The organism is Paraburkholderia kirstenboschensis (genome assembly GCF_032806925.1).
Lineage (GTDB): Bacteria > Pseudomonadota > Gammaproteobacteria > Burkholderiales > Burkholderiaceae > Paraburkholderia > Paraburkholderia kirstenboschensis.
Genome location: NZ_CP136512.1, coordinates 2899737 through 2919087 on the forward strand (window position 1 = coordinate 2899737; position 19351 = coordinate 2919087).

Here is a 19351-nt window from a genome sequence, read left to right on the forward strand (position 1 = left end):
TGAATGCCGTATTCGGAATTGAAGACTTGCGCGGCTGAACCGACGAACGGCTCAATGTATTGCGACGTTTCAGGCCACGCGATTGAGCGTGCGTTGTTCCAGGAAGCTTTGCACGTTGGCGGAAACCGCGCGTGCGAGCGTCTCGACGGCGGACGTACTCGCCCACGCTACATGAGGTGTCAGCAACAGATTGTCCGGCTGACCGGTGACGAAACGATGCTGCTCGTGCGGTGGTTCAAGCTGTAACACGTCAAGCGCCGCGCCGGCGATGGATTGCCTGAAAAGTGCCGCCTCGAGAGCACGCTCGTCGACGAGTGCACCGCGCGCCGTGTTGATCAGCACCGCAGTGGGACGCATCATCGAAAGCTCGCGTTCTCCAATCAGACCGTTGGTATCGGCGGACAGAGGGCAATGCAACGAGATCACGTCGCTGTTGGCAATCACGGTGTCGAATAAGGTGTAGCCCGGGCGCGCTTCGGTGTTGCCCTTACGCTCGCTTACCAGTACCCGCATGCCGAGGGCTGTCGCCATCCGCAAGACCTCCTTGCCGATCGCGCCCAGGCCGATCAGACCGAGCGTTGCGCCGCGTATGTCGCGGATGGGCGCGCCGTGGACACAAAACACCGGCGATGAAGTCCATGCGGACGAAGCAGCCAACTGGTTGTACGAAAGCATTTGCCTTCGCAACATGAAGATGCAGGCGATCACATGCTCGGCCACGCTCGATGCCGCATACGCCGGAACATTCGAGACCTGAATATCGTGTTCACGGCAATAGGCTATATCCACGCTGTCGTAACCGCTCGCCGCGACGCAAATATACTTGAGCTTCGGAAGTTGCCTCAGTGCGTCCGAGCGAAGCGGAACCTTATTGGTGATGGCGATATCGGCGTCTGCCAGCGCGTCGACAAGCTCATGCTCGCGGGTGCTGAGTCGCTCCGTCCAGCGGTCGGATGGCCGTGGCCGGGATACTGGCACAGGCAAGGTCGCACTGTCCAGAAAGACGATATGACTCATGAGAGTGGAAATCTCCAACGTTCGGTTACGTCTGCGGCCCTTGCGTCAGACCAGGGTGTGGGGATTGCAGATGGCGAACAAAGTTCTGTGCGGAGCGTGGCAATGCGTTGAAGTCACGATAGCCGATCAGGCTTTCCAGCTTCGTCCATTCATCGCTTAACGGGACGACCTTGTAGCCATAGCTCTCGTCCGGCGTGTTCACAGTGACGTCCGACATCACCGCGAGGCCAATGCCGGAGCGCACCATCGTGCGCATCGCGTCGAAGCTCGTTACCTGCAAACGGATACGCAACTTGCGCTGCAAGTCGGCGGCGCACGACTGCATCATTCGGAATATCAGGCTGCCTTCGTGGAAAGCAATCTGGTCGTAGTCCAGCGTCTCGGCGAAGGAAACTTCAGTTCGGTCGGCCAGCGGATGCTGCGAGGGCACCACGGCAACGAGGTTCGAACGTCGGAACGGATGCACGATCAGTCCCGCCGTCGAGACGCCCGACCAGAACACGCCCAGATCAGCGATGCCGTCGCGCAGCGCACGAACGATGAACGGGCTGCTCCACTCTTCGAGATGAACGTCGATCTGCGGATAGGCTTCGAGGAACGTACGAATGGTCGGACCAAGAAAACCGACGATCGCAGTGCTGTTGGCGAATACCCGGACTTCGCCCTTGGAACCGTCGCCGAATTCGCTCATCTGCGAACGCATGCGAGCCATCACCAGCATCATGTCTTTCGCGTGCGTGACGAGTTCGAGCCCGGCGGGCGTTGGGCGAACACCCATGTTACGGCGTTCGAGCAATTGCACGCCCAGCGCGTCTTCGAGATCGCTGATCCGCTTACTGACGGCAGATGTCGCGATGAAGTGACGCTCCGCGGCCCGCGCGAAATTGCGTTCCTCAATAACGGTTAGAAATATTTTTAACGTAACAAGGTCAATCCGCATGCAAAGTCCAGATTGCTCCGGCAGGGTTGTGAGTTGAGTGCGCAAGGCAGGCTTCCGATACTCACGCCTGGCACACCCAACGCATTCCCTTAGCCGTGGTTGAGGGTGATCGTCTTCAAGGTCGTAAAGCTCAACATGCCCTCCAACCCTTTCTCACGGCCATAGCCGCTTTGCTTGACACCGCCGAACGGCAACTCTATACCCCCGCCCGCGCCGTAGCAATTGACGAACACCTGCCCCCCATGAAACGCGTGAGCGAGGCGCATCTGACGTCCACCGTCGCGCGTCCAGATACCGGCAACCAGACCGAACGCCGTGTCGTTCGCCAGATGTACAGCCTCGGCTTCATCCGAAAACGGCATCGCGACCAATACCGGCCCGAACACCTCATCCTGGGCGAGGGTGTGCTTGTGCGGTACATCACGCAACAACACCGGAGGCTGAAAATATCCTCCCTGAGCAGCATTCGGTGCAAGCTTCGCTGTCGCTGCAAAGCGGATGTTGTCGGCGTCCGCCCTGGCAAGGAACGTCTTTACCCGGTCGAGCTGGGTCGCGTTGATCAACGGCCCGCAGTCGTAGTCCCCTTCCGCGGGGCCCGCCGTAACTGCTTCGAAGCTGCGCGCGAGTCGTTCGATAAGCTCTTCGTACAACGAGGCCTGCACGAGCAGGCGGCTACCGGCGGAACAGGTCTGGCCGCTGTTCTGCACGATTGCGTTGCGAATGATCGGCAGCGCGGCATCCAGATCGGCGTCGTCGAAAACGATTTGCGGGGACTTCCCGCCAAGTTCCAGCGTCACCGGGCAATGGTGCCTGGCCGCCGCCTGAGCGACGGCGGTGCCCGTTGCGGGAGAACCCGTAAAGGAGATATGTGCGATGCCAGGATGTTCGGCGAGCGCGACGCCGGCTTCACGGCCGTAGCCAGTCACGACGTTCAGCACGCCCGCGGGCAGGCCGGCTTCGGCCGCCAGTTCGGCCAGCTTGAGATACGAGAGACAGGCATCTTCGGCCGGCTTGACCACGCACGCGTTGCCTGCCGCGAGCGAAGCCGCGACGCTGCGTCCGAACATCGCGGCGGGATAATTCCATGGAATGATATGGCCGGTCACGCCATGCGGCTCACGAACGGCCAAGACCGTATGTCCCGGCAGAAAGGGAATCGTCTCCCCATGCAGCTTGTCGCAAGCACCCGCATAGAATTCCATGTAGCGCGCGCATACAGTGATGTCGGCCCCGGCTTGCTTTAGCGGCTTGCCCGTGTCCTCCGATTCGATGCGCGTGAGCGTCTCATGATTGTCGAGCACGAGCTGGCCTAGTCGCGCGAGAATGCGGCCACGCTCGACGGGACCGATACGTCTCCACGTGGTGTCGAATGCTTTACGCGCCGCCTTGACGGCAGCATCGATGTCAGCCGCGTTGCCACGTGCGATGCGTGTGAATTCAAGCCCCGTGGACGGGTTGACCACGGCTATTGTGTCGCCGTTCGAAGGCGCCACCCATTGATTGCCGATGAAATGATGAGCTGTTGTCACGTTATTTCCCCTGTACCGAGACTTCGCGTTGCTGCTGGCGTTGGCCGGCGGGAAGAATCCCGTCGTCGCGTTCCATGGGAAGCGGCGCCCAGTTGGTCGACCGCACGAAGTCGCCGCGCGGCTTTTCCACGTCATGTGGACGGTTCGCAACGCGGTTATAGGTGAGGTACGCCTGCCAGCGGTTCTCCGCTGACATATTCACGCCGGAGCCATGAATCGTGAGGCAATGGAATAGCACCAGCGTGCCCGCTTTGCCGACGATCGGCACCGGCGCGCCGGACGTCTCGAGGATCTTTTTGATGCGATCACGCTGTACCGCGCGCTGCGGCAGCTGGTAGGCCGCCTGGCTGTCGTCGTAGTAATGGTCGATGAGGCCCAGTTTATGACTGCCGGGGATCATGTACAGCGAGCCGTGGATTTCCTGGGTGTCACTGAGCATGACCATGGCTGTCAGCATGTCGTTCTCGGGATAACCATCGTGCACCCAGTAACCGAAGTCCTGATGCCAAAGCCATCCTGTACCTTCGAGCGCCGATTTGGTGTTCACCTTCGTATGGGCGATATACACCTCCTCGCTGCCAAGCGTTTGCATGACTGGACGCAGAAGGCGCGGTGTGCGTGACAGTGCCCGATACTGCGGCGATGCAACGGGTCCGTCAGTTTCGTGGACCCGAAAGATCGAACGTACCGCACCCGAGCTTTCCCTGAAGATGGAATCGGCCTTGATCGCGCACAAACGTTCGGTGTCGTTGCGGAGGGCCTGCACTTCCTCACTGCTGTAGCAATTGGGAATAACGATAAATCCGTCGCGGTGGTAATCCGCAATCTGTTGCTTGCTCAGTTCCATTTCGTCTCCTTGTTTAGCCAAACCAGCCTGCGAAGCAAGTCTAAAACAGCGGGTATCCGGTTTGGTTGTCCAATTGCGATGACGGCGTTGCGAAGTTGAGAATGACCCTGCCTCCTCGTTCTTGCATACTTTGAGTGCCCATCCGACCGGAAGCGAACAGGCCCGGCTTGAGCAGACAAAAGTGCAGCGAAAAAGCCGCCAACCCATTATGGAGCGAGACATGTCAATCAACCCGACGGCTACCATGCCCTATGCGGAAGCAACGCTCGACGAGCGCGGCGTCTATTCAAAGGTGTCGTGGCGCCTTATCCCCTTTCTGCTCATATGCTATACAGCCGGCTATCTCGACCGGGTGAACGTCGGCTTCGCGAAGCTGCAGATGCTCGATCAACTGAAGTTCAGCGAAACGGTCTATGGTCTTGGCGCGGGTATCTTCTTTCTCGGCTATGTGATTTTCGAAGTGCCTAGCAACATCGTCATGCATAAGGTTGGCGCCAGGCTCTGGATCGCTCGGATCATGATTACCTGGGGCCTGATTTCGGCGGCAATGGTGTTCGTTAAAACGCCGGCCACCTTCTATGTGATGCGTTTCTTTCTCGGTGTAGCTGAAGCCGGTTTTCTGCCTGGCATCCTTCTCTATCTGACGTACTGGTATCCGTCCTCGCGCCGTGGACGCATCATTGCGCTGTTCCTCGCAGGCATTCCCCTCGCCGGCATGCTCGGCGGACCGCTCTCCGGCTGGATCATGCATGCATCGAGCAATATCAGCGGATGGTCCGGATGGCAAATGATGTTCCTGCTCGAGGCGGCGCCGTCGGTACTGCTCGGCATCGCAGTGTTTTTTGTACTAGGCAACGATGTACGCTCCGCGAAATGGCTCACAGAAGCGGAGAAGCAATTGCTGGCGGCTAACCTCGAACGCGAGACCCCGGACGCTCAGGTGCATTCGCTGCGTGGCGCCTTCACCGACCCGCGCACGTGGATCTTGTGCGTCATGTATGCCTTCATCCTCATGGGAGAGTACGGCGTTCTGTTCTGGATGCCGACTATCATCAAGGACACCGGCGTCACGGACCCGTTACAGGTCGGCTTGCTGACTGCGATTCCCTATACCGCGACCGTGCTTGCGATGTTCGTTGTCGGATGGCATTCGGATCGGACACGTGAGCGCCGTTGGCATCTGGCGTTGCCCGGTGTCGTCGCGGCCATCGGCCTCGGGCTCGTCGCGATGTATCCGCACAGCACCGCGATGGCCGTGTGCGGACTGACGATCGGCACTGTGGGTGTCCTGTCCGTCGTGTCGCAGTTCTGGACCCTGCCGCCCGCGTTGCTCGGCGGCGTTGCAGCCGCCGCGGGCATTGCGCTCGTCAATTCGGTCGGAAACCTGGCGGGCTTCGTGAGTCCCTACATGCTCGGTTGGATCAAACAAAACACGGGCACCACGAGCATCGGCCTCTATATTCTTGCCGCAAGCATGCTAGTCGGCAGCGCGATGGTGTTCTGCTTCCCGTCACGACTGGTTGATCGTTGAAACGAGGCTTGCACCATTACCAGCCAGACGCGCAGCGCTACGGAACGAATGTCGTTCTGGGTAAACCGGAGTCAGCATGACGCTGCCGAACTATCTGACAGTACGAACTTGCGATGAAGCGTATGGCGAGCCCTGTTTGCTAGGTGAAACAGGGCTGACGCTCTCTGGTTCACAGCGACCGTCTGCTCAACTAACGGCATGGCTGGCCGGCGCGGATATCCCCTGTAAGGCCAGACAAGTGCTGGAAACCGACTTGAATTTCACTGGCGTAACGGGCTTGATTCGCGTGCCCCTGGAATGCGGGAACGTCCACGGCATTCGAGCGATCTGGATTCTGGCGCGCACAGCCGCGGGCTTGACATCCATTAGCGTGCGCGATGCCAGAAGCGCAACAGAAGCTCGGCTCCACCGCGATGCCGCCTTCGTAAGACAACAGGCATCGCGCTACTTCGCTCGCCACGCAATCCTGCTGATCCAATCACAGAGCACGACAGAACGAATGGATGAGTTTGCCAGGTTCTCAGCCGTATATGGTCACGCATGCCCCGTAACAGATCGGATTTACAGCATGCCGGCCGACAGCGATATCAGATTGAGCTACGCATGGCTTGCCCCTCTCGTCCCAACGCATGGATTGTGGCGCGAACGCAATCCGTCCGAACCCACGTAGCTTGCCGATGCGACAGCAGTTCACCGGCCGACGCAATCAGCGTGGCCGTCAGTGGACCGCCCATTGCCATTGCAAAACATCCATTCGGACCGCGTTAACGACTCGACGGCCGCCTTGTGCCAGCCCCGCTGCGCCCCCCCAAACAGCGAGGTCATACAGCGAGGTCATGCACGACATCACAGCAGGATCGATTTGCGCTCAGCGCGACAGAGGATGCGGCGAGTGCGCGTGCACATGTGCACTCGCCGCGGCCGCTTCATCTTCCGGCTCCGCGGACAGATCCCGCTTGAAAGTCTCAGCGAGGAAAAACGCGCACACCAGGCTCAGCAATCCCGTCGCCGCGATATAGATGGAAATGGGCAGCGTCTGGCCGTACGTGGCGAACAGATAGGTGGCGATCAACGGCGTCGGCCCTGACGTAATGATGCCGGCGATCTGATACGGCAGCGACGCACCCGTATAACGCACCCGCGTACCGAACAGCTCCGCAAACCACGTGGATTGCACACCGTACACGGACGCCTGGCTCAACGCGATACCGCAGACGTACGCCACGAGAATCAAAGTCGGATTGCGTGTCTCGAGCAACGGAAAGAATGCAAATCCGTAGATCGCCACGAACACCGCCCCGAACATGAAGACAGTCCGGCGTCCGATCAGATCCGACAGTTTGCCGAACAGTGGCAGCGTGATCAGCGCGAAGGCGCAGCCGAGAATGATGGCGTTCAGGAGCAGTCCGCGCGGCAGGCCGAGCCGCGTCGTGCCATAGACCAGCACGAACACGTTGATCACGTTGAAGGTAATGTCGACCGCGAAGCGCGTGCCGATCGTGAGCACCAGGTCTTTCGGATGCCGGCGCAGCAATTCGATCAGCGGCGCCTTCACGACCTGCTTGCTCGCCTTGACCTGTTCGAATACCGGCGACTCCATGACGCGCAGGCGGATAAACAGGCCGATCCCGATAAGCGCGACGCTCAGCAGGAACGGCAAGCGCCATCCCCATGAATAGAACGCGTCCGACGGCAGACTCGACACGGCTTTGAACACCGCGGTCGAGAGCATCAGCCCGAGCGGCACGCCCAATTGCGGGAACGCGCCGAAGAAGCCCCGCTTGCTGGCCGGCGCCGTTTCGACCACCATCAGCACCGCGCCGCCCCATTCACCGCCGACGCCGAGCCCTTGCAGGAAGCGCATCGCCACCAGCAGGATCGGCGCCCAGACGCCAATCGAAGCGTAAGTCGGCAGCAGGCCGATCACGAAGGTGCCGACGCCCATGATCGTCAGCGTCGCGACGAGCGTCGTCTTGCGTCCGATGCGGTCGCCAAAGTGCCCGAAAAACACGGCGCCGAATGGCCGCGCGAGATAGCCGACCGCAAAACTTCCGAACGCCGCGATGGTGCCGACCATCGGATCGAACGAGGGGAAGAACAGCTTGGCGAACACCAGCGCCGAAGCGGTGGCATAGAGAAAAAAGTCGTACCACTCGATAGCGGTCCCGACCACCGAAGCGACCAGCACACGGTTGACGGCCGAACGGCTGATAACCGGCGCGTTACCGGATGAAACGGGCGATGTATTCATGTCTCCTCCCTTCTCTGGGAATCTATGTCTTAAGCCGCTGCGTTTGGCGGCGCGGGTCCGCCGGCGGGTTACGATAAATGAGCTTTGCTCACCAGTGCAGCTCCATCGGGAACTGGTCGAGCGTTTCGACTCCGCCCGAGGTCAGCCGCACGATACGTTCCGTGCGCAAACCGCCGACGTTCGGCACCGTGATCGTCGCCTTCAAGGTAAAGACCATGTTTTCCTGCAGTACGGTGGTGTTGCCCGGCCCGATCCACGGCGCTTCTTCTTCCGGGTCCATGCCCGTGCCGTGACCGGTGCCATGGCCGCGCGCTTCGCTCGAGTATTGCTCGTAGTTCGATTTCACCAGCGCCTGCTGGATTACCGCATTCAGTTCCATGGCCGCCATGCCGGGACGCGCGGCGGCAAGCCCCGCTTCGACCGCGCGCGCCGCTGCCGCGACGATCGCCATCTTCTCGGGATTCGCCGGACCGTAGGTGAAACCGCGTCCGCCATCGGCCACGTACCCACGATAGCGCGCACCGATGTCGGTCATGATCAGGTCGCCCGGTTGCAGGATGCGGTCGGTGGGGCGCGCCAGGTTATACGCCGAGCGCGGACCGGACTGCACCATCGAATCGAACGCGGTCCGGTCTGCTCCGCCCGCGAGCATCGCGCGGTCAGCGATCAGAGCGAGTTCACGCTCGGTGTAGGGACGGCCGTCGGCGAGCGCATCGCGAATCGCGGCCATCGCCGAATCGGTCAAGGCGGCGGCTTTGCGCATCAGTGCGACTTCGGCGTCGCTCTTGATCGCCTTGATTTCGGCCAGCACCATCGTCGGCTCGAGCTGCAATTCGCCCAGACCGGCGTTCAGGCGCTTCAACAGATCCGCAGGGATATAGGCGGCGCCGGCGAGGCCGACCGTGCCGCTGCGATGCCGTGCCGAAAATGCCTGCACCTGTTGCGTGACTTCACGCAGGCTGCGCACCTCGAAGGCGGTCACGCTCGTCGCGTAGTCGAAGCATTGATCCGACACGAACAGGACCGGGTCGCCGTCCACGGGCAACAGCAGGATCGCGTTGGCGATGTCCGATACGCCGTCGAGCGGACGGAATTCGGTGAAGTAGCCGATGTTCGCGCCGCGCCAACAATCGCCGAAGGCGAGCAGGCCGACGAGGCCCGCCTTGTCGAGTGCGCTGCGGACCTTGGCGACGCGGCCAAGGAATTCGTCGGTGGTGATGCCTTCCGGCGGGATGTCTGTGGTACGGATGTTCATTGCTTCTTCATCTCCTGTGCGGCTGCATGCGCGGCTGCTCGATGCAGCCGGTCTCGAGGTCCGTGAAAGAATCCGCGCCGGCCTGAATGCCGGGCGTCTAGTGCATAGTAGAATCGATAGATATGCTTTTAAAATGAAAAATAACTCATAATCTATATCGATATGGAATACGTGGAGATGACATGGTGACCTCTGCTACTCATCCGGACACCGGCGTCGCGACGAGCCGCTTCGACCCCTCGCGTCTGAAGACACGTCAACTAGCTCTGATCGTTCAGCTCGACACTCATCGCTCGGTGCTGCGCGCAGCCGACGCCGCGCACATGACGCAGCCCGGGGCGACCAAGTTGCTGCGCGAACTGGAAGAGACGATGGGTGTGGCTCTCTTCGAACGGCATCCGCGCGGTGTCGAGCCCACCTGGTACGGCGAGGTGCTGATCCGCCATGCGCGCAACGTGCTGGCGGAGTTGCAGCACGCCTACGACGAAGTGTCCGCGCTCAAAGCCGGCCTGACCGGGCAGGCGATGATCGGCACCGAGGTCACGGCGGCCACCAACCTCGTGCCGAAAGCGGTGGCGCTGCTCAAGAAGCGCTTTCCGCAGATTCGCGTCAACATCGAGATGGAGTTCAGCGAGGTGCTGGTGCAGCGTCTGCAGGAAGGCAAACTGGACATGATCGTCGCGCGAATCCGCAATCCGGACGATCTGGTGGAACTGAACTATGCCCCGCTCGCAGAAGCACAGCACGCTCTGTTCGCACGCGTTGGCCATCCGCTCGCCAGGCGCAAGACATTGACCTGGAACGAACTGGCGCCGCAAACATGGATCTTGCCGCCGAAAGGCAACGTGATGCGCAATCAGCTCACGCAACTTTTTCTCGAACGGCAGCTCGCGTTGCCGACGGACGTGGTCGAGAGTTCGTCGCTGCCCGTCATCACGAGTCTGCTGCAAATGAGCGATATGATCGCGCCGCTTGCGCGCGAGCCGGTGCGGCCGTATTGCATCGCGGGCGCGCTCGAACCGCTGCCGTTCGAGCTCGATCTGAAGCTCGGACCGGCGGGCATCGTCACACGGCGCGGCGAAAGGCTCTCGCCGGGCGCGCGGGCGATGCTGCAAGCGCTGCGCGAGGCCGCCGGATTCGACATCCAAGGCCCCGACGCCGGCGGCGATTGACCCACGGCGATTGACCCACGGCAACCGGATCAGCGCGCGCCGTCCGCGGCGACCGTTGCGTCGGGTTGTAGTAACCACTCATGAGCCGGCTCGTTATGCACGTGCCAGGTGCGGCGCGGACCAGCCATCACGTTCAGGTAGTAGAGGTTGTAGCCGTGCGCGGCGGCCACCGGGTGATAGCCGCGCGGCACCAGCACGACATGCTTGTCGTAAGCCGCGAGCGTTTCGTCAAGACTGCGGTCGTCGGTATAGACGCGCTGAATTGCGAAGCCCTGCGGCGGCGAGACGCGGTGGTAATAAGTTTCCTCGAGATAGGTCTGCTGCTCCCCGTCGTCGGTATCGTGTCGATGCGGCGGGTAACTGGACCAGTTGCCTGCGGGCGTCACCGATTCCACCACCAGCAAGCTTTCCGCCGGCTCGGTTTCCGGCAGGATGTGGCGCACGTGACGCAGATTGGCACCAGTACCACGGGTTTCCTGCTTGACCTCGTCGGGTGCAATGAAGCGCGGCGGCAGGCCGCCCTTCGCGGGCGCGGAGCAGATGCCGAGCTCGACGTCATCGGTGGCTTCGATCGTGTAGCGCGTATGCGGCGGCACATACATGGACCACGGCGCGCCATCGAACGGCGACATCCGTGCGCCGATCGCGCGGCTCGCGAGCCCTTCGCAACCCACTATCGCGTGTCCCTTGACGAGCACGACCACGACTTCGCGATCGCCCGTCTCCCGCGTAAGCCTGGCGCCGGCGTTCAACTCGAAAACATCGAAGCCGACGTATTTCCAGCCGGCGCTCGCCGGCGTGATATGAATGATCTGGCCGTCTTCGGCATGCTTTGACGGTTTGACGAGCAGGTCGCTCATGTCTTCCTCCAGTTATTTAGGGCTGCTACTCTGCAGAACGCGGCGGACGCGGCGCTCGCTGCGGCTACATGCTGGGCCGTGAAGCGGTACAAGCTTCCATGGCTTTGACGACGCCTTGTGCGCGAATCGCCGCCAGATGGCGGGCGACCTGCGCGACGAAGCGCGGCTGTGCGCGCAGATCGCATCCAAAAATCGACTCGATTTCGAACAGTGTTCGTACCGCGTCGACGGCATTCGCGAGCAGGGTCGAGCGGACCGCTTCGGTCAGTGTGTCGGCGAGCGGGTCCGCGATGGCGTAGGTGCGGCCTGTCTCGTCCTGACCGCCCAGGTACGCGATCCAACCGGCCAACGCAAATGCCAGACGTTCGGTCGGCGCGCCGCTTTTCAGGTTGGCGCGCACGCTTTCCAGCCAGCGCTGCGGCAGTTTCTGAGAGCCGTCGGTCGCGATCTGCTGCAAGCGGTGATCGAGCGCGGTGTTGCGAAAACGCGCGAACAGTTCAGCGCGATAGCTAGCCAAAGCGGGTCGCGACAGCGTCGGCTCCACCTCGTCGCGCAACATGCTCTCGACAAAGTTCAGCAGGGCCGGCGCGCCGATCGCCTGATCAACGGTGTCATAGCCGATCAGCGAGCCGAGGTACGCGAGCGCCGAATGCGAGCCGTTCAGCATCCGCAATTTGGCCTGCTCATAGGGACGCGCGTCGCACACGAGCGTTGCGCCTGCGTGCTCCCAGGCCGGCCGTGGACCCGCGAAGCGGTCTTCGATTACCCATTGCGAGAACGGCTCGGTCATCACCGGCCATGCATCGTCGACACCGAGTTGCTTCGCCACGCGCGTGCGATCGGCGTCGGTGGTGAGCGGCACGATCCGATCCACCATCGTGTTGGGAAACGCGCCCTCTCGCTCGATCCAGTCGGCCAGCACAGGGTCCGTTTCGCGCGCGAACGCGAGCGTCAACGCGCGCATCGTGTCGCCGTTGGACGGCAGGTTGTCGCATGACATCACGGTAAACGGGCGCAAACCGGCCGCGCGCCGCAACGCCAGCGCGCGCACGACGAAGCCGATCGCACTTCGCGCCGCGGTGGCCTCGCGCAGATCATGGGCAATGTCGGGATGATCGAACTCCAATGCGCCGCTGGCCGGATTCCGGCAATAGCCTTTCTCGGTGATCGTCAGGCTGACGATATGGCAGCGCGGATCGGTCATCGCATCCAGCACGGCGGCAGGCGACTGCGGTGCGACCAGCGAAGCGACCAGTGCACCGATCACCTGGAACGAATCCGCGGTGCCGTCGCGCACATCCACGGTATACAGATGATCCTGCGCAGTGAGCGCCTCCGACGTGTCCGCACGTCGCAACGACACGCCGACGATGCCCCAGCGGTGATCGCCAGCGCGCAACGTGTGCTCCGTGTAGACGGCCTGGTGCGCGCGATGAAACGCCCCGAGGCCCAGATGGACGATGCCCGGTGCAAGGCTCGCGCGATCGTAGGTGGGAACGACGATTCTGCGAGCGGCGCGCGCCGCCAGCGAAGCCACGGCGGCATTACTCAGCCGCATGATCGGCCGGATGCTTGGCGAGGCCTTCCCAGATGCCGTTCAGGTAGACCGCACCCAGCGCGCGATCGAACAGCCCATAGCCGGCGCGGCCCGTTTCGCCCCAGATCATTCGCCCATGGTCCGGCCTTGCATAGCCTTCAAAGCCGGTTTCGAAATAGGCTTTGACGATTTCCGCCATGTCGAGCGAGCCATCGGCCGAACGATGCGAGGTCTCATGAAAGTCGCCTGCGGCATTGGTTTGCACATTACGCAGGTGCGCGAAATGAATCCGGCCACGCGCGCCGAACTCGCGCACGAGTGCAGGAATATCGTTCTGCTGGTCCGCGCCCAGCGAACCGGAACACAGCGTCAGGCCGTTGGCCGGATCGTCGACAATGGCCAGCACGCGCTGCAGGTCAGCGCGATTTTTCACGATGCGCGGCAGGCCGAAAATCGGCCGCGGCGGATCGTCGGGGTGGATCGCCATCTTGAGGCCGGCTTCTTTCGCCACCGGAATGATCGCGCGCAGGAAGTAGTCGAGATTGGCCCACAGACCGGCTTCGTCTAGCGCTTCGTAGTCGCGCAGCAGGGCTTTCAATTGTTCGGGCCGATAGCTCGCGTCCCAGCCAGGTAGCTGGATACCCTGGCTGACGTCGAGCTCGCGGATCGCTTGCGTGTCGAACGCGAGGGTCGTCGATCCATCGGGCAGTTGCATGTCGAGCGAGGTGCGGGTCCAGTCGAAAACCGGCATGAAGTTGTAGCAGACCACCTTCACGCCGCAGGCGCCAAGGTTACGCAACGTCTCGCCATAGTTGGCGATGAGCATGTCGCGCGTCGGCTTGCCGAGCTTGATGTCCTCGTGCACCGGCACGCTTTCGATCACTTCCAGCGTCAGGCCATGAGCCTCGATCTTTCCCTTCAGCGACCGGATTCTATCGACCGGCCACACATCGCCCACGGGCACGTCATAGACCGCCGAGACCACCCCTACCATGCCGGGGATCTGGCGGATATAAGCGAGCGGCACAGGGTCTGCGTCGCCATACCAACGGAAGGTCATTTTCATGATCGGGTCTCCTCCTCGTACGCTCGCCTCGCCTTCGACGCAGGCAGCGCATCACAATGATCGGCCGGCTCGGCGCTTCGGGTTGCCCCTCGCGGCGAGACGCCGTGTGGACGCCTTGCGCCTGTTTGGTTCACGCGTGGGGCGCAGCCAGGAGTTCGCATATTAGCGGCGATCGTCATGCCTTTATAATGAAGAATAACGCTTTATCTATACGATTTTGGAATACATTTGAGTGTGCCGGGTTGCCGCTTGCCTGCTGTCGGACAAGGCGCGTCTGGATCACAAAGCTGGTTGCAAGGCGCGGAACAGGCGCTGCCGCTATCCGCGTGGCTCGTGCCCGCCAACGTGTTCGTGTGGGTCGCAGCGATCGTCGTTTCAGTCGACTGCCGGCGACGGGCGGATTGCGGCGGCGATCGCGACGCTAACGGTGGCGAGCGCCCGGCTCCAGGCCACCACCGCCGCATCGCGACCCGCACCCGTGCACGGCTCGCGCGCAATGGTATGGCCCGTCACGGGCGGCGCTTTCCCGGGCGGCCATACCGACCACAACACATCGACAGTCGCTGCATCGCCAAGCGACACGTCGAAACTCTGGACGTCGAGCCGCACGCGCCAGGCCGCCGGCGGCTCGCCAACGGCGAGGGAAGTCGACACGCGTGAGTTGCTCAGCAGCCGAGTAAGATCGGCGACGACCACACGCGGGATCTGACTCTTCAACGGCTCCGCCCAGCGCGCGAATTCGTCGATGTTCACATGGTTCGTGCCGTCGCGAAACACGATCTGAGGCCGGTCGACTAGCTCCGGCATGATCACCGGTCCGACCACGACGCTCACGGGCGCCCCGCCGCTCGCCCGCTCGCGGGGCGCCTCTGCGCTCAATGTGTAGAAGTCGGCCTTGGGCGAGCCCGCGCAACCGGCGAACGTGGCCAGCGTCAGGGCAACGGCAAGGCACGGCGCGAGGCGTTTCACTTTTTATCCTCCTGCTTGCCGCGAATCAGTGCTTCTGGATGGCGCTCCAGGTAGTCCGCGAGCGAACGGAACGCGCTCGCCGTGCGCGCGAGCTCGGTCATGGCGTCGGAGGTGCTCTGCGAGAGCGCGGAATCGGGCTGCAGCGCGCCATTCGCGGAGTTCAACGCTGTCTGAGCCGCTGCAAGTGTGTCTCGGGCCTGCGGCACCACGTCGGTCCTCAATTGCCTCAGGAGGCTATCCGCGTCGGTCAGCGTCTTTTGCGCGCCCTTACCGATCCCGCCGAAGGGAATCTGGTTCAGCTTGGCGAGCAGGCTGGTCACCGATTCCTGCAGTGACTGCAGCCCACCGGGCGCTGTGGGCAATTCAGGCGGATTGGCGCTCCAGTCCAACTTCCCCTTGGGCGCGTTCGGGAAAAAATCGACTGCCACATAGAGCTGCCCGGTCAAAAGATTTCCGGTGCGCAACTGTGCGCGCAACCCATGATCGACGAGCGTTTGCGCGAGTTTCTGACGGTCGGCCGTGAGTCTGCCTCCGGCCCCCTGGTCGCCCTTCGTATAGCGCGACGTGAATCGCTCGGGAAAAAGATGTATCTCGACCGGAATGCTGAACTGCTTCGCCACGGGGTCGTAGCGCGTGTTGATCGCCACGACTTCACCCACCACGATGCCGAGAAAATCCACGGGCGCACCGACCGCAAGTCCCCGCACCGACTCCTTGAAGACCAGCGCATACGTATCGACAATGCGATCGTGCCGCCTCATCGCTTCTGCACGATCATGAAAGAGCACGAACTGGGTCTTCGCCGCGGCTTCCGCGTCATCGGCCGCATCGTCCGGCGTCTCGAATGCGAGTCCGCCGATCAGAATCGCCACCAGCGACTCGGTATTGACCTTGACGCCCGTCGCATCGAGCGACACATCGACGCCGCTCGCCTGCCAGAAACGGCTATCGGCCCTGACGTATTTGTCGTAAGGGGAGTTGACGAAGACATGCATCGTCACCCCCTTCCCGTCCGGATCCAGCTGATACGAAGTGATCTGTCCGACCTGCAGCCGCCTGTAGTAAATGGGCGAGCCGACATCGAGCGAGCCCATGTCGGCGCCCTTCAATATGAACTCGCGACCTGGTACACCGCTCGCGAAAACGGGCGGTATTTCGAGGCCCGTGTAGTCGTGGCGCGGCTTCGTCGAGTTCCCCACGTCCATACCGATGAAAGATCCGGTCAGCAACGTGCCGATACCCGACACGGTGCCACCCGAAATACGCGGGCGGACCATCCAGAAACGCGTGTCGTCGACCAGAAGCGGTGACGCCTCTCTGGTCAGTTCGGCCGTGGCGATTACGCGGCGATGGTCGCTCGACAATGCGACGCTTTTGACCACACCAATATCGACGTTCTTGAACTTGATTTTGGTTTTGCCCGCCTCGAGCCCCTCGCCGGTCTCGAAGCTGATAGTGACCGTCGGGCCCCGCTCGACGATCGCCTTGGCCGCGAGCCAGCCGCCGATCAGAACGGCAATCAGGGGAACGAGCCAGATGATCTGTATCCGCCACCGCGAGCGGGGCGTGGCGACGGCCTCTGGAACGCCGGATGCCCCCGGCCGGTCGACGGGGTCACTCACGATCCGGCTCCGCGGCGTCCCAGATCAGGCGTGGATCGAACGCCATCGCGGCGAACATGGTCAGCACCACCACCGCGCCGAAAGCCACCGCGGCGGGGCCCGCCTGGATAGTCGCGAGCGCATTGAACTGGACGAGTGCGACAAGAATCGTGATCACGTAGATATCGAGCATCGACCAGCGCCCGACCAGTTCCACCACGCGGTAGATGCGCGTTCGCTGCTGCAACATCGCAAGCGAGCGCCGCTGCGTCGAGATGACGAGAAACATGATCGCGATGATCTTGAGCATCGGAACAGCAATGCTCGCGATGAACACGACGATGGCAAGGGGCCACGAGCCGGAGGTCCACAGGTACACGACACCGCTCAGAATCGTGTCTTTCTCCGAGCCGAACAGCGAACTGGTGTTCATCACCGGCAACATGTTGGCCGGGATATACAGGACCATCGCAGCGATCAGGAATGCCCACGTCCGCGTGTAGCTCGCCGGCTTGCGATGGTGCAAATGCGCGCCGCAGCGGGGACAGCTGGCCTCGTGCAGGCGCGCGTCCGCTCTCGTGAGCAACCCGCAACTGTGGCAGGTCATCAGTCCGCTCGCCTTTGCCGTGCGTGCCGGCGGCGCGTCGAGCACGTCCGGGGCCGACGCGCCGCTGAAGCGGTCGTCCGCGCGCTGCCAGAGCTCGTGCGGATCGAAGGCGGCACTGGCGGCCGCGAGTAGCAGCATCAACGCGCCGAATGTCCATAGCCCGACGCCCGGCACTACGCTCGCAATATGCGCGAGCTTGACGAGCGCAACCAGCATGCCGAGGATCAGCACCTCCGTCATGCCCCACGGCCGCGCCAGACCGAGCAGACGAAAGACGATGTCGGCGCGATACGGCCGACGATTGAGCCGCAGCGGCAAGAGGATGTACGCCATGCTGGACATCTGCAGCAATGGCATCAGAAATGTCGTCGCGAACACGAGCCCCGCGATGGGCCACATGCCGTCGCGATACAGAATGCGAACCGCGTCCAGCAACGTGGTCTGAACGAGATCGCCGTTCACAGACAGGCCGACGATCGGAAACGCGTTGCCTATGACGAACAGCACAATTGCCGTGAGCGTGTAAGCCAGCGCACGATCCAGGCCGTCCGGGTGGCTGCGAAACAGCTCGGCGCGGCAGCGGCAGCATCGCAACACGCCCTCGCCTGTCAACTTCGCTTCCCGTTGCAGCAAGTCGCACTCGTGACATGCAATGAGGCGACCGGCGTTCATTGCGACTGCTCCGCTGCGGCTTCTGCGGTGCCGGGTGCTGCGGCGCCATGCTGCATGACCTGTCCCGTCATGCGCTCCGCTTCGATTACCCAGCCGCCACCCATCGCCTTGTAGAGCGAGATCAGAGACGTGAATACCAAGCCGTTGGTCTGTGTGTAGCTCAGCTGTGCATTGAAGAGACTGCGCTCGGCGTCCAGCACTTCGATGTAGCTCGTGTAGCCGCCCTCGTAGCGCAGTCGCGCGAGCCTTGAATAGGTTTTCAGCGCATCGATCTGCCGGCCCTCCACGACCAGCTGCTCGCGCGACTTCTGAAGCGAAATCAACGCGTCCTCGACCTCCTGGAAAGCCGTCTGAATGGCCTGTTGATACTGAAACAACGCCTGTTGCTGCTGCGCCTCCGCCTGACTCACCTGACCGCTGATGCTGCCCGCCGTAAAGATCGGGACGGTCAGCGAGCCTGCATAGGACCAGATTCGCGCCGGTCCGGTGAAGAGCTTCGAGAACTGACCGCTTTCCGTCCCAAACAGACCCGTGAGTGAAATGGACGGAAAGTAAAGCGCTCGCGCGGCGCCGATCAATGCGTTCGCGGCAATCAGGTTCTGCTCGGCCTGCCGCAGATCAGGACGGCGCGTGAGCAGATCGGACGGCAGGCCGGCAGGCACGGGCGGCACTTCCAGTTCCGTCAGTTCGCGGCCGCGCAGAATCGGCCCGGGATTCTGACCGAGCAGTACGGACAACGAGTCTTCCTGAAGGGCGATTTGCGTTTCGATCTGCGGGATTGTTGCGAGCGATGCTTCGTATTCCGACTGGCTCTGCGCGAGTTCCATCTGCGATACATCGCCGCCTGAAAAGCGTGCCTGAAATACCGCCACGGAACCCGCGCGGCTTTCGGTCGTCGCCTTCGCGATCGCGAGCTGCTGGTCCAGATCGCGCAAATTGATGTATGCCGAAGCAACCGATGCCACCAGGGACAGGATCGTCGCGCGGCGGCCTTCTTCAGTTGCGAGCAGGCTTGCGCGCGCGGACTCGGTCTGACGCCTCACCTTGCCGAAGAAGTCGATTTCCCACGAGGCGATCAACGGCGCCCGGAAGTCGTTGAATACCGGGTTGACGCCGGGCGGCAGCGTCGGCAGGCCAGCAATCGATGCGCGTTGACGCGAAGCTTCAAAGCCCGCGCTGATCTGCGGAAACAGCGCCGAACGTGTCGTGACGAACTGGCCCAGAAACTGGTCGACGCGCGCCGCCGCGATTTTGACGTCCTTATTGTCGGCCAGCGCCGCGGCAATCAGATCGTTCAGCACGGGGTCCTGGAATTGCTCCCACCACATCGCATTGGCAACATCGGCCGCCTCGCCGGGTTCGAAGCGGAAGGTTGCCGGCGTCGGCACCGTGGGCCGCACATAGTCCGGGCCCAGCAAACAACCGCCCAATGCCAGCCCCAGCCCCAACAGCAGCAAAGTGGATAGCGGACGCAGGAGGAACGCGAAGCCGCGCATG

16 protein-coding genes are annotated in these 19351 nt (G+C 62.2%); 3 read left to right on the forward strand and 13 right to left on the reverse strand.

Translation table 11 applies throughout. The features are described 5' to 3' along the window. Positions 1-69: 69 nt before the first annotated feature. The 4 genes from RW095_RS22010 to RW095_RS22025 form a co-directional block, all read right to left on the reverse strand. Positions 70-1017 (reverse strand): D-2-hydroxyacid dehydrogenase, encoded by a 948-nt coding sequence (locus RW095_RS22010; RefSeq protein ID WP_317018334.1) that lies wholly within the window; start codon positions 1015-1017, stop codon positions 70-72. A 25-nt stretch (positions 1018-1042) separates the two neighbouring features. Further along, positions 1043-1957 (reverse strand): LysR family transcriptional regulator, encoded by a 915-nt coding sequence (locus tag RW095_RS22015; protein WP_128597326.1) that lies wholly within the window; start codon positions 1955-1957, stop codon positions 1043-1045. A gap of 89 nt (positions 1958-2046) precedes the next feature. Next, positions 2047-3486: an aldehyde dehydrogenase family protein gene (locus RW095_RS22020; RefSeq protein ID WP_317018336.1), complete on the reverse strand. Its 1440-nt coding sequence runs from the start codon at positions 3484-3486 to the stop codon at positions 2047-2049. A gap of 1 nt (position 3487) precedes the next feature. Beyond that, positions 3488-4333, reverse strand: a complete 846-nt coding sequence (locus RW095_RS22025) for a phytanoyl-CoA dioxygenase family protein (RefSeq protein WP_317018337.1) — start codon at positions 4331-4333, stop codon at positions 3488-3490. Between the two features lie 220 nt (positions 4334-4553). Here RW095_RS22025 and RW095_RS22030 point away from each other — a divergent pair, with 220 nt between their 5' ends. Continuing rightward, on the forward strand, positions 4554-5864 hold the full coding sequence (locus RW095_RS22030; protein WP_317018339.1) for an MFS transporter: 1311 nt from the start codon (positions 4554-4556) through the stop codon (positions 5862-5864). A gap of 76 nt (positions 5865-5940) precedes the next feature. Further along, positions 5941-6534, forward strand: coding sequence for a hypothetical protein (locus tag RW095_RS22035; RefSeq protein ID WP_317018341.1), 594 nt, complete (start codon positions 5941-5943; stop codon positions 6532-6534). A gap of 198 nt (positions 6535-6732) precedes the next feature. On the opposite strand, the gene RW095_RS22040 is transcribed toward RW095_RS22035, so the two are convergent. Both RW095_RS22040 and RW095_RS22045 read right to left on the reverse strand, forming a co-directional pair. After that, positions 6733-8115 (reverse strand): MFS transporter, encoded by a 1383-nt coding sequence (locus RW095_RS22040; RefSeq protein ID WP_317018342.1) that lies wholly within the window; start codon positions 8113-8115, stop codon positions 6733-6735. A gap of 88 nt (positions 8116-8203) precedes the next feature. Beyond that, positions 8204-9370 carry a M24 family metallopeptidase gene (locus RW095_RS22045; protein ID WP_317018344.1) on the reverse strand — a complete coding sequence of 389 codons (1167 nt, stop codon included), beginning with the start codon at positions 9368-9370 and terminating at the stop codon, positions 8204-8206. Positions 9371-9555: 185 nt separating this feature from the next. Here RW095_RS22045 and RW095_RS22050 point away from each other — a divergent pair, with 185 nt between their 5' ends. After that, positions 9556-10542 carry a LysR substrate-binding domain-containing protein gene (locus RW095_RS22050; RefSeq protein WP_317019929.1) on the forward strand — a complete coding sequence of 329 codons (987 nt, stop codon included), beginning with the start codon at positions 9556-9558 and terminating at the stop codon, positions 10540-10542. 29 nt (positions 10543-10571) lie between these two features. Here the strand turns inward: RW095_RS22050 and iolB are convergent, their stop codons facing one another. The 7 genes from iolB to RW095_RS22085 all read right to left on the reverse strand — a co-directional run bounded on the left by iolB (position 10572) and on the right by RW095_RS22085 (position 19350). Beyond that, positions 10572-11402 carry a 5-deoxy-glucuronate isomerase gene (gene iolB, locus RW095_RS22055; protein ID WP_317018345.1) on the reverse strand — a complete coding sequence of 277 codons (831 nt, stop codon included), beginning with the start codon at positions 11400-11402 and terminating at the stop codon, positions 10572-10574. 64 nt (positions 11403-11466) lie between these two features. Continuing rightward, positions 11467-12960 carry a mannitol dehydrogenase family protein gene (locus RW095_RS22060; protein WP_317018347.1) on the reverse strand — a complete coding sequence of 498 codons (1494 nt, stop codon included), beginning with the start codon at positions 12958-12960 and terminating at the stop codon, positions 11467-11469. Beyond that, positions 12947-14005, reverse strand: coding sequence for a mannonate dehydratase (gene uxuA, locus RW095_RS22065; RefSeq protein WP_317018348.1), 1059 nt, complete (start codon positions 14003-14005; stop codon positions 12947-12949). Before uxuA ends, RW095_RS22060 begins: the two co-directional genes overlap by 14 nt. Positions 14006-14380: 375 nt before the next feature. Further along, positions 14381-14974 (reverse strand): PqiC family protein, encoded by a 594-nt coding sequence (locus RW095_RS22070; protein ID WP_317018350.1) that lies wholly within the window; start codon positions 14972-14974, stop codon positions 14381-14383. Further along, complete coding sequence (locus RW095_RS22075) at positions 14971-16596, reverse strand: PqiB family protein (protein WP_317018351.1); 1626 nt, start codon at positions 16594-16596, stop codon at positions 14971-14973. Before RW095_RS22075 ends, RW095_RS22070 begins: the two co-directional genes overlap by 4 nt. Then, positions 16589-17854: a paraquat-inducible protein A gene (locus RW095_RS22080; RefSeq protein ID WP_317018352.1), complete on the reverse strand. Its 1266-nt coding sequence runs from the start codon at positions 17852-17854 to the stop codon at positions 16589-16591. The genes RW095_RS22075 and RW095_RS22080 overlap by 8 nt, the downstream gene beginning before the upstream one ends. Then, positions 17851-19350 (reverse strand): efflux transporter outer membrane subunit, encoded by a 1500-nt coding sequence (locus RW095_RS22085; RefSeq protein ID WP_317018354.1) that lies wholly within the window; start codon positions 19348-19350, stop codon positions 17851-17853. Before RW095_RS22085 ends, RW095_RS22080 begins: the two co-directional genes overlap by 4 nt. Between the last annotated feature and the right edge of the window lies 1 nt (position 19351).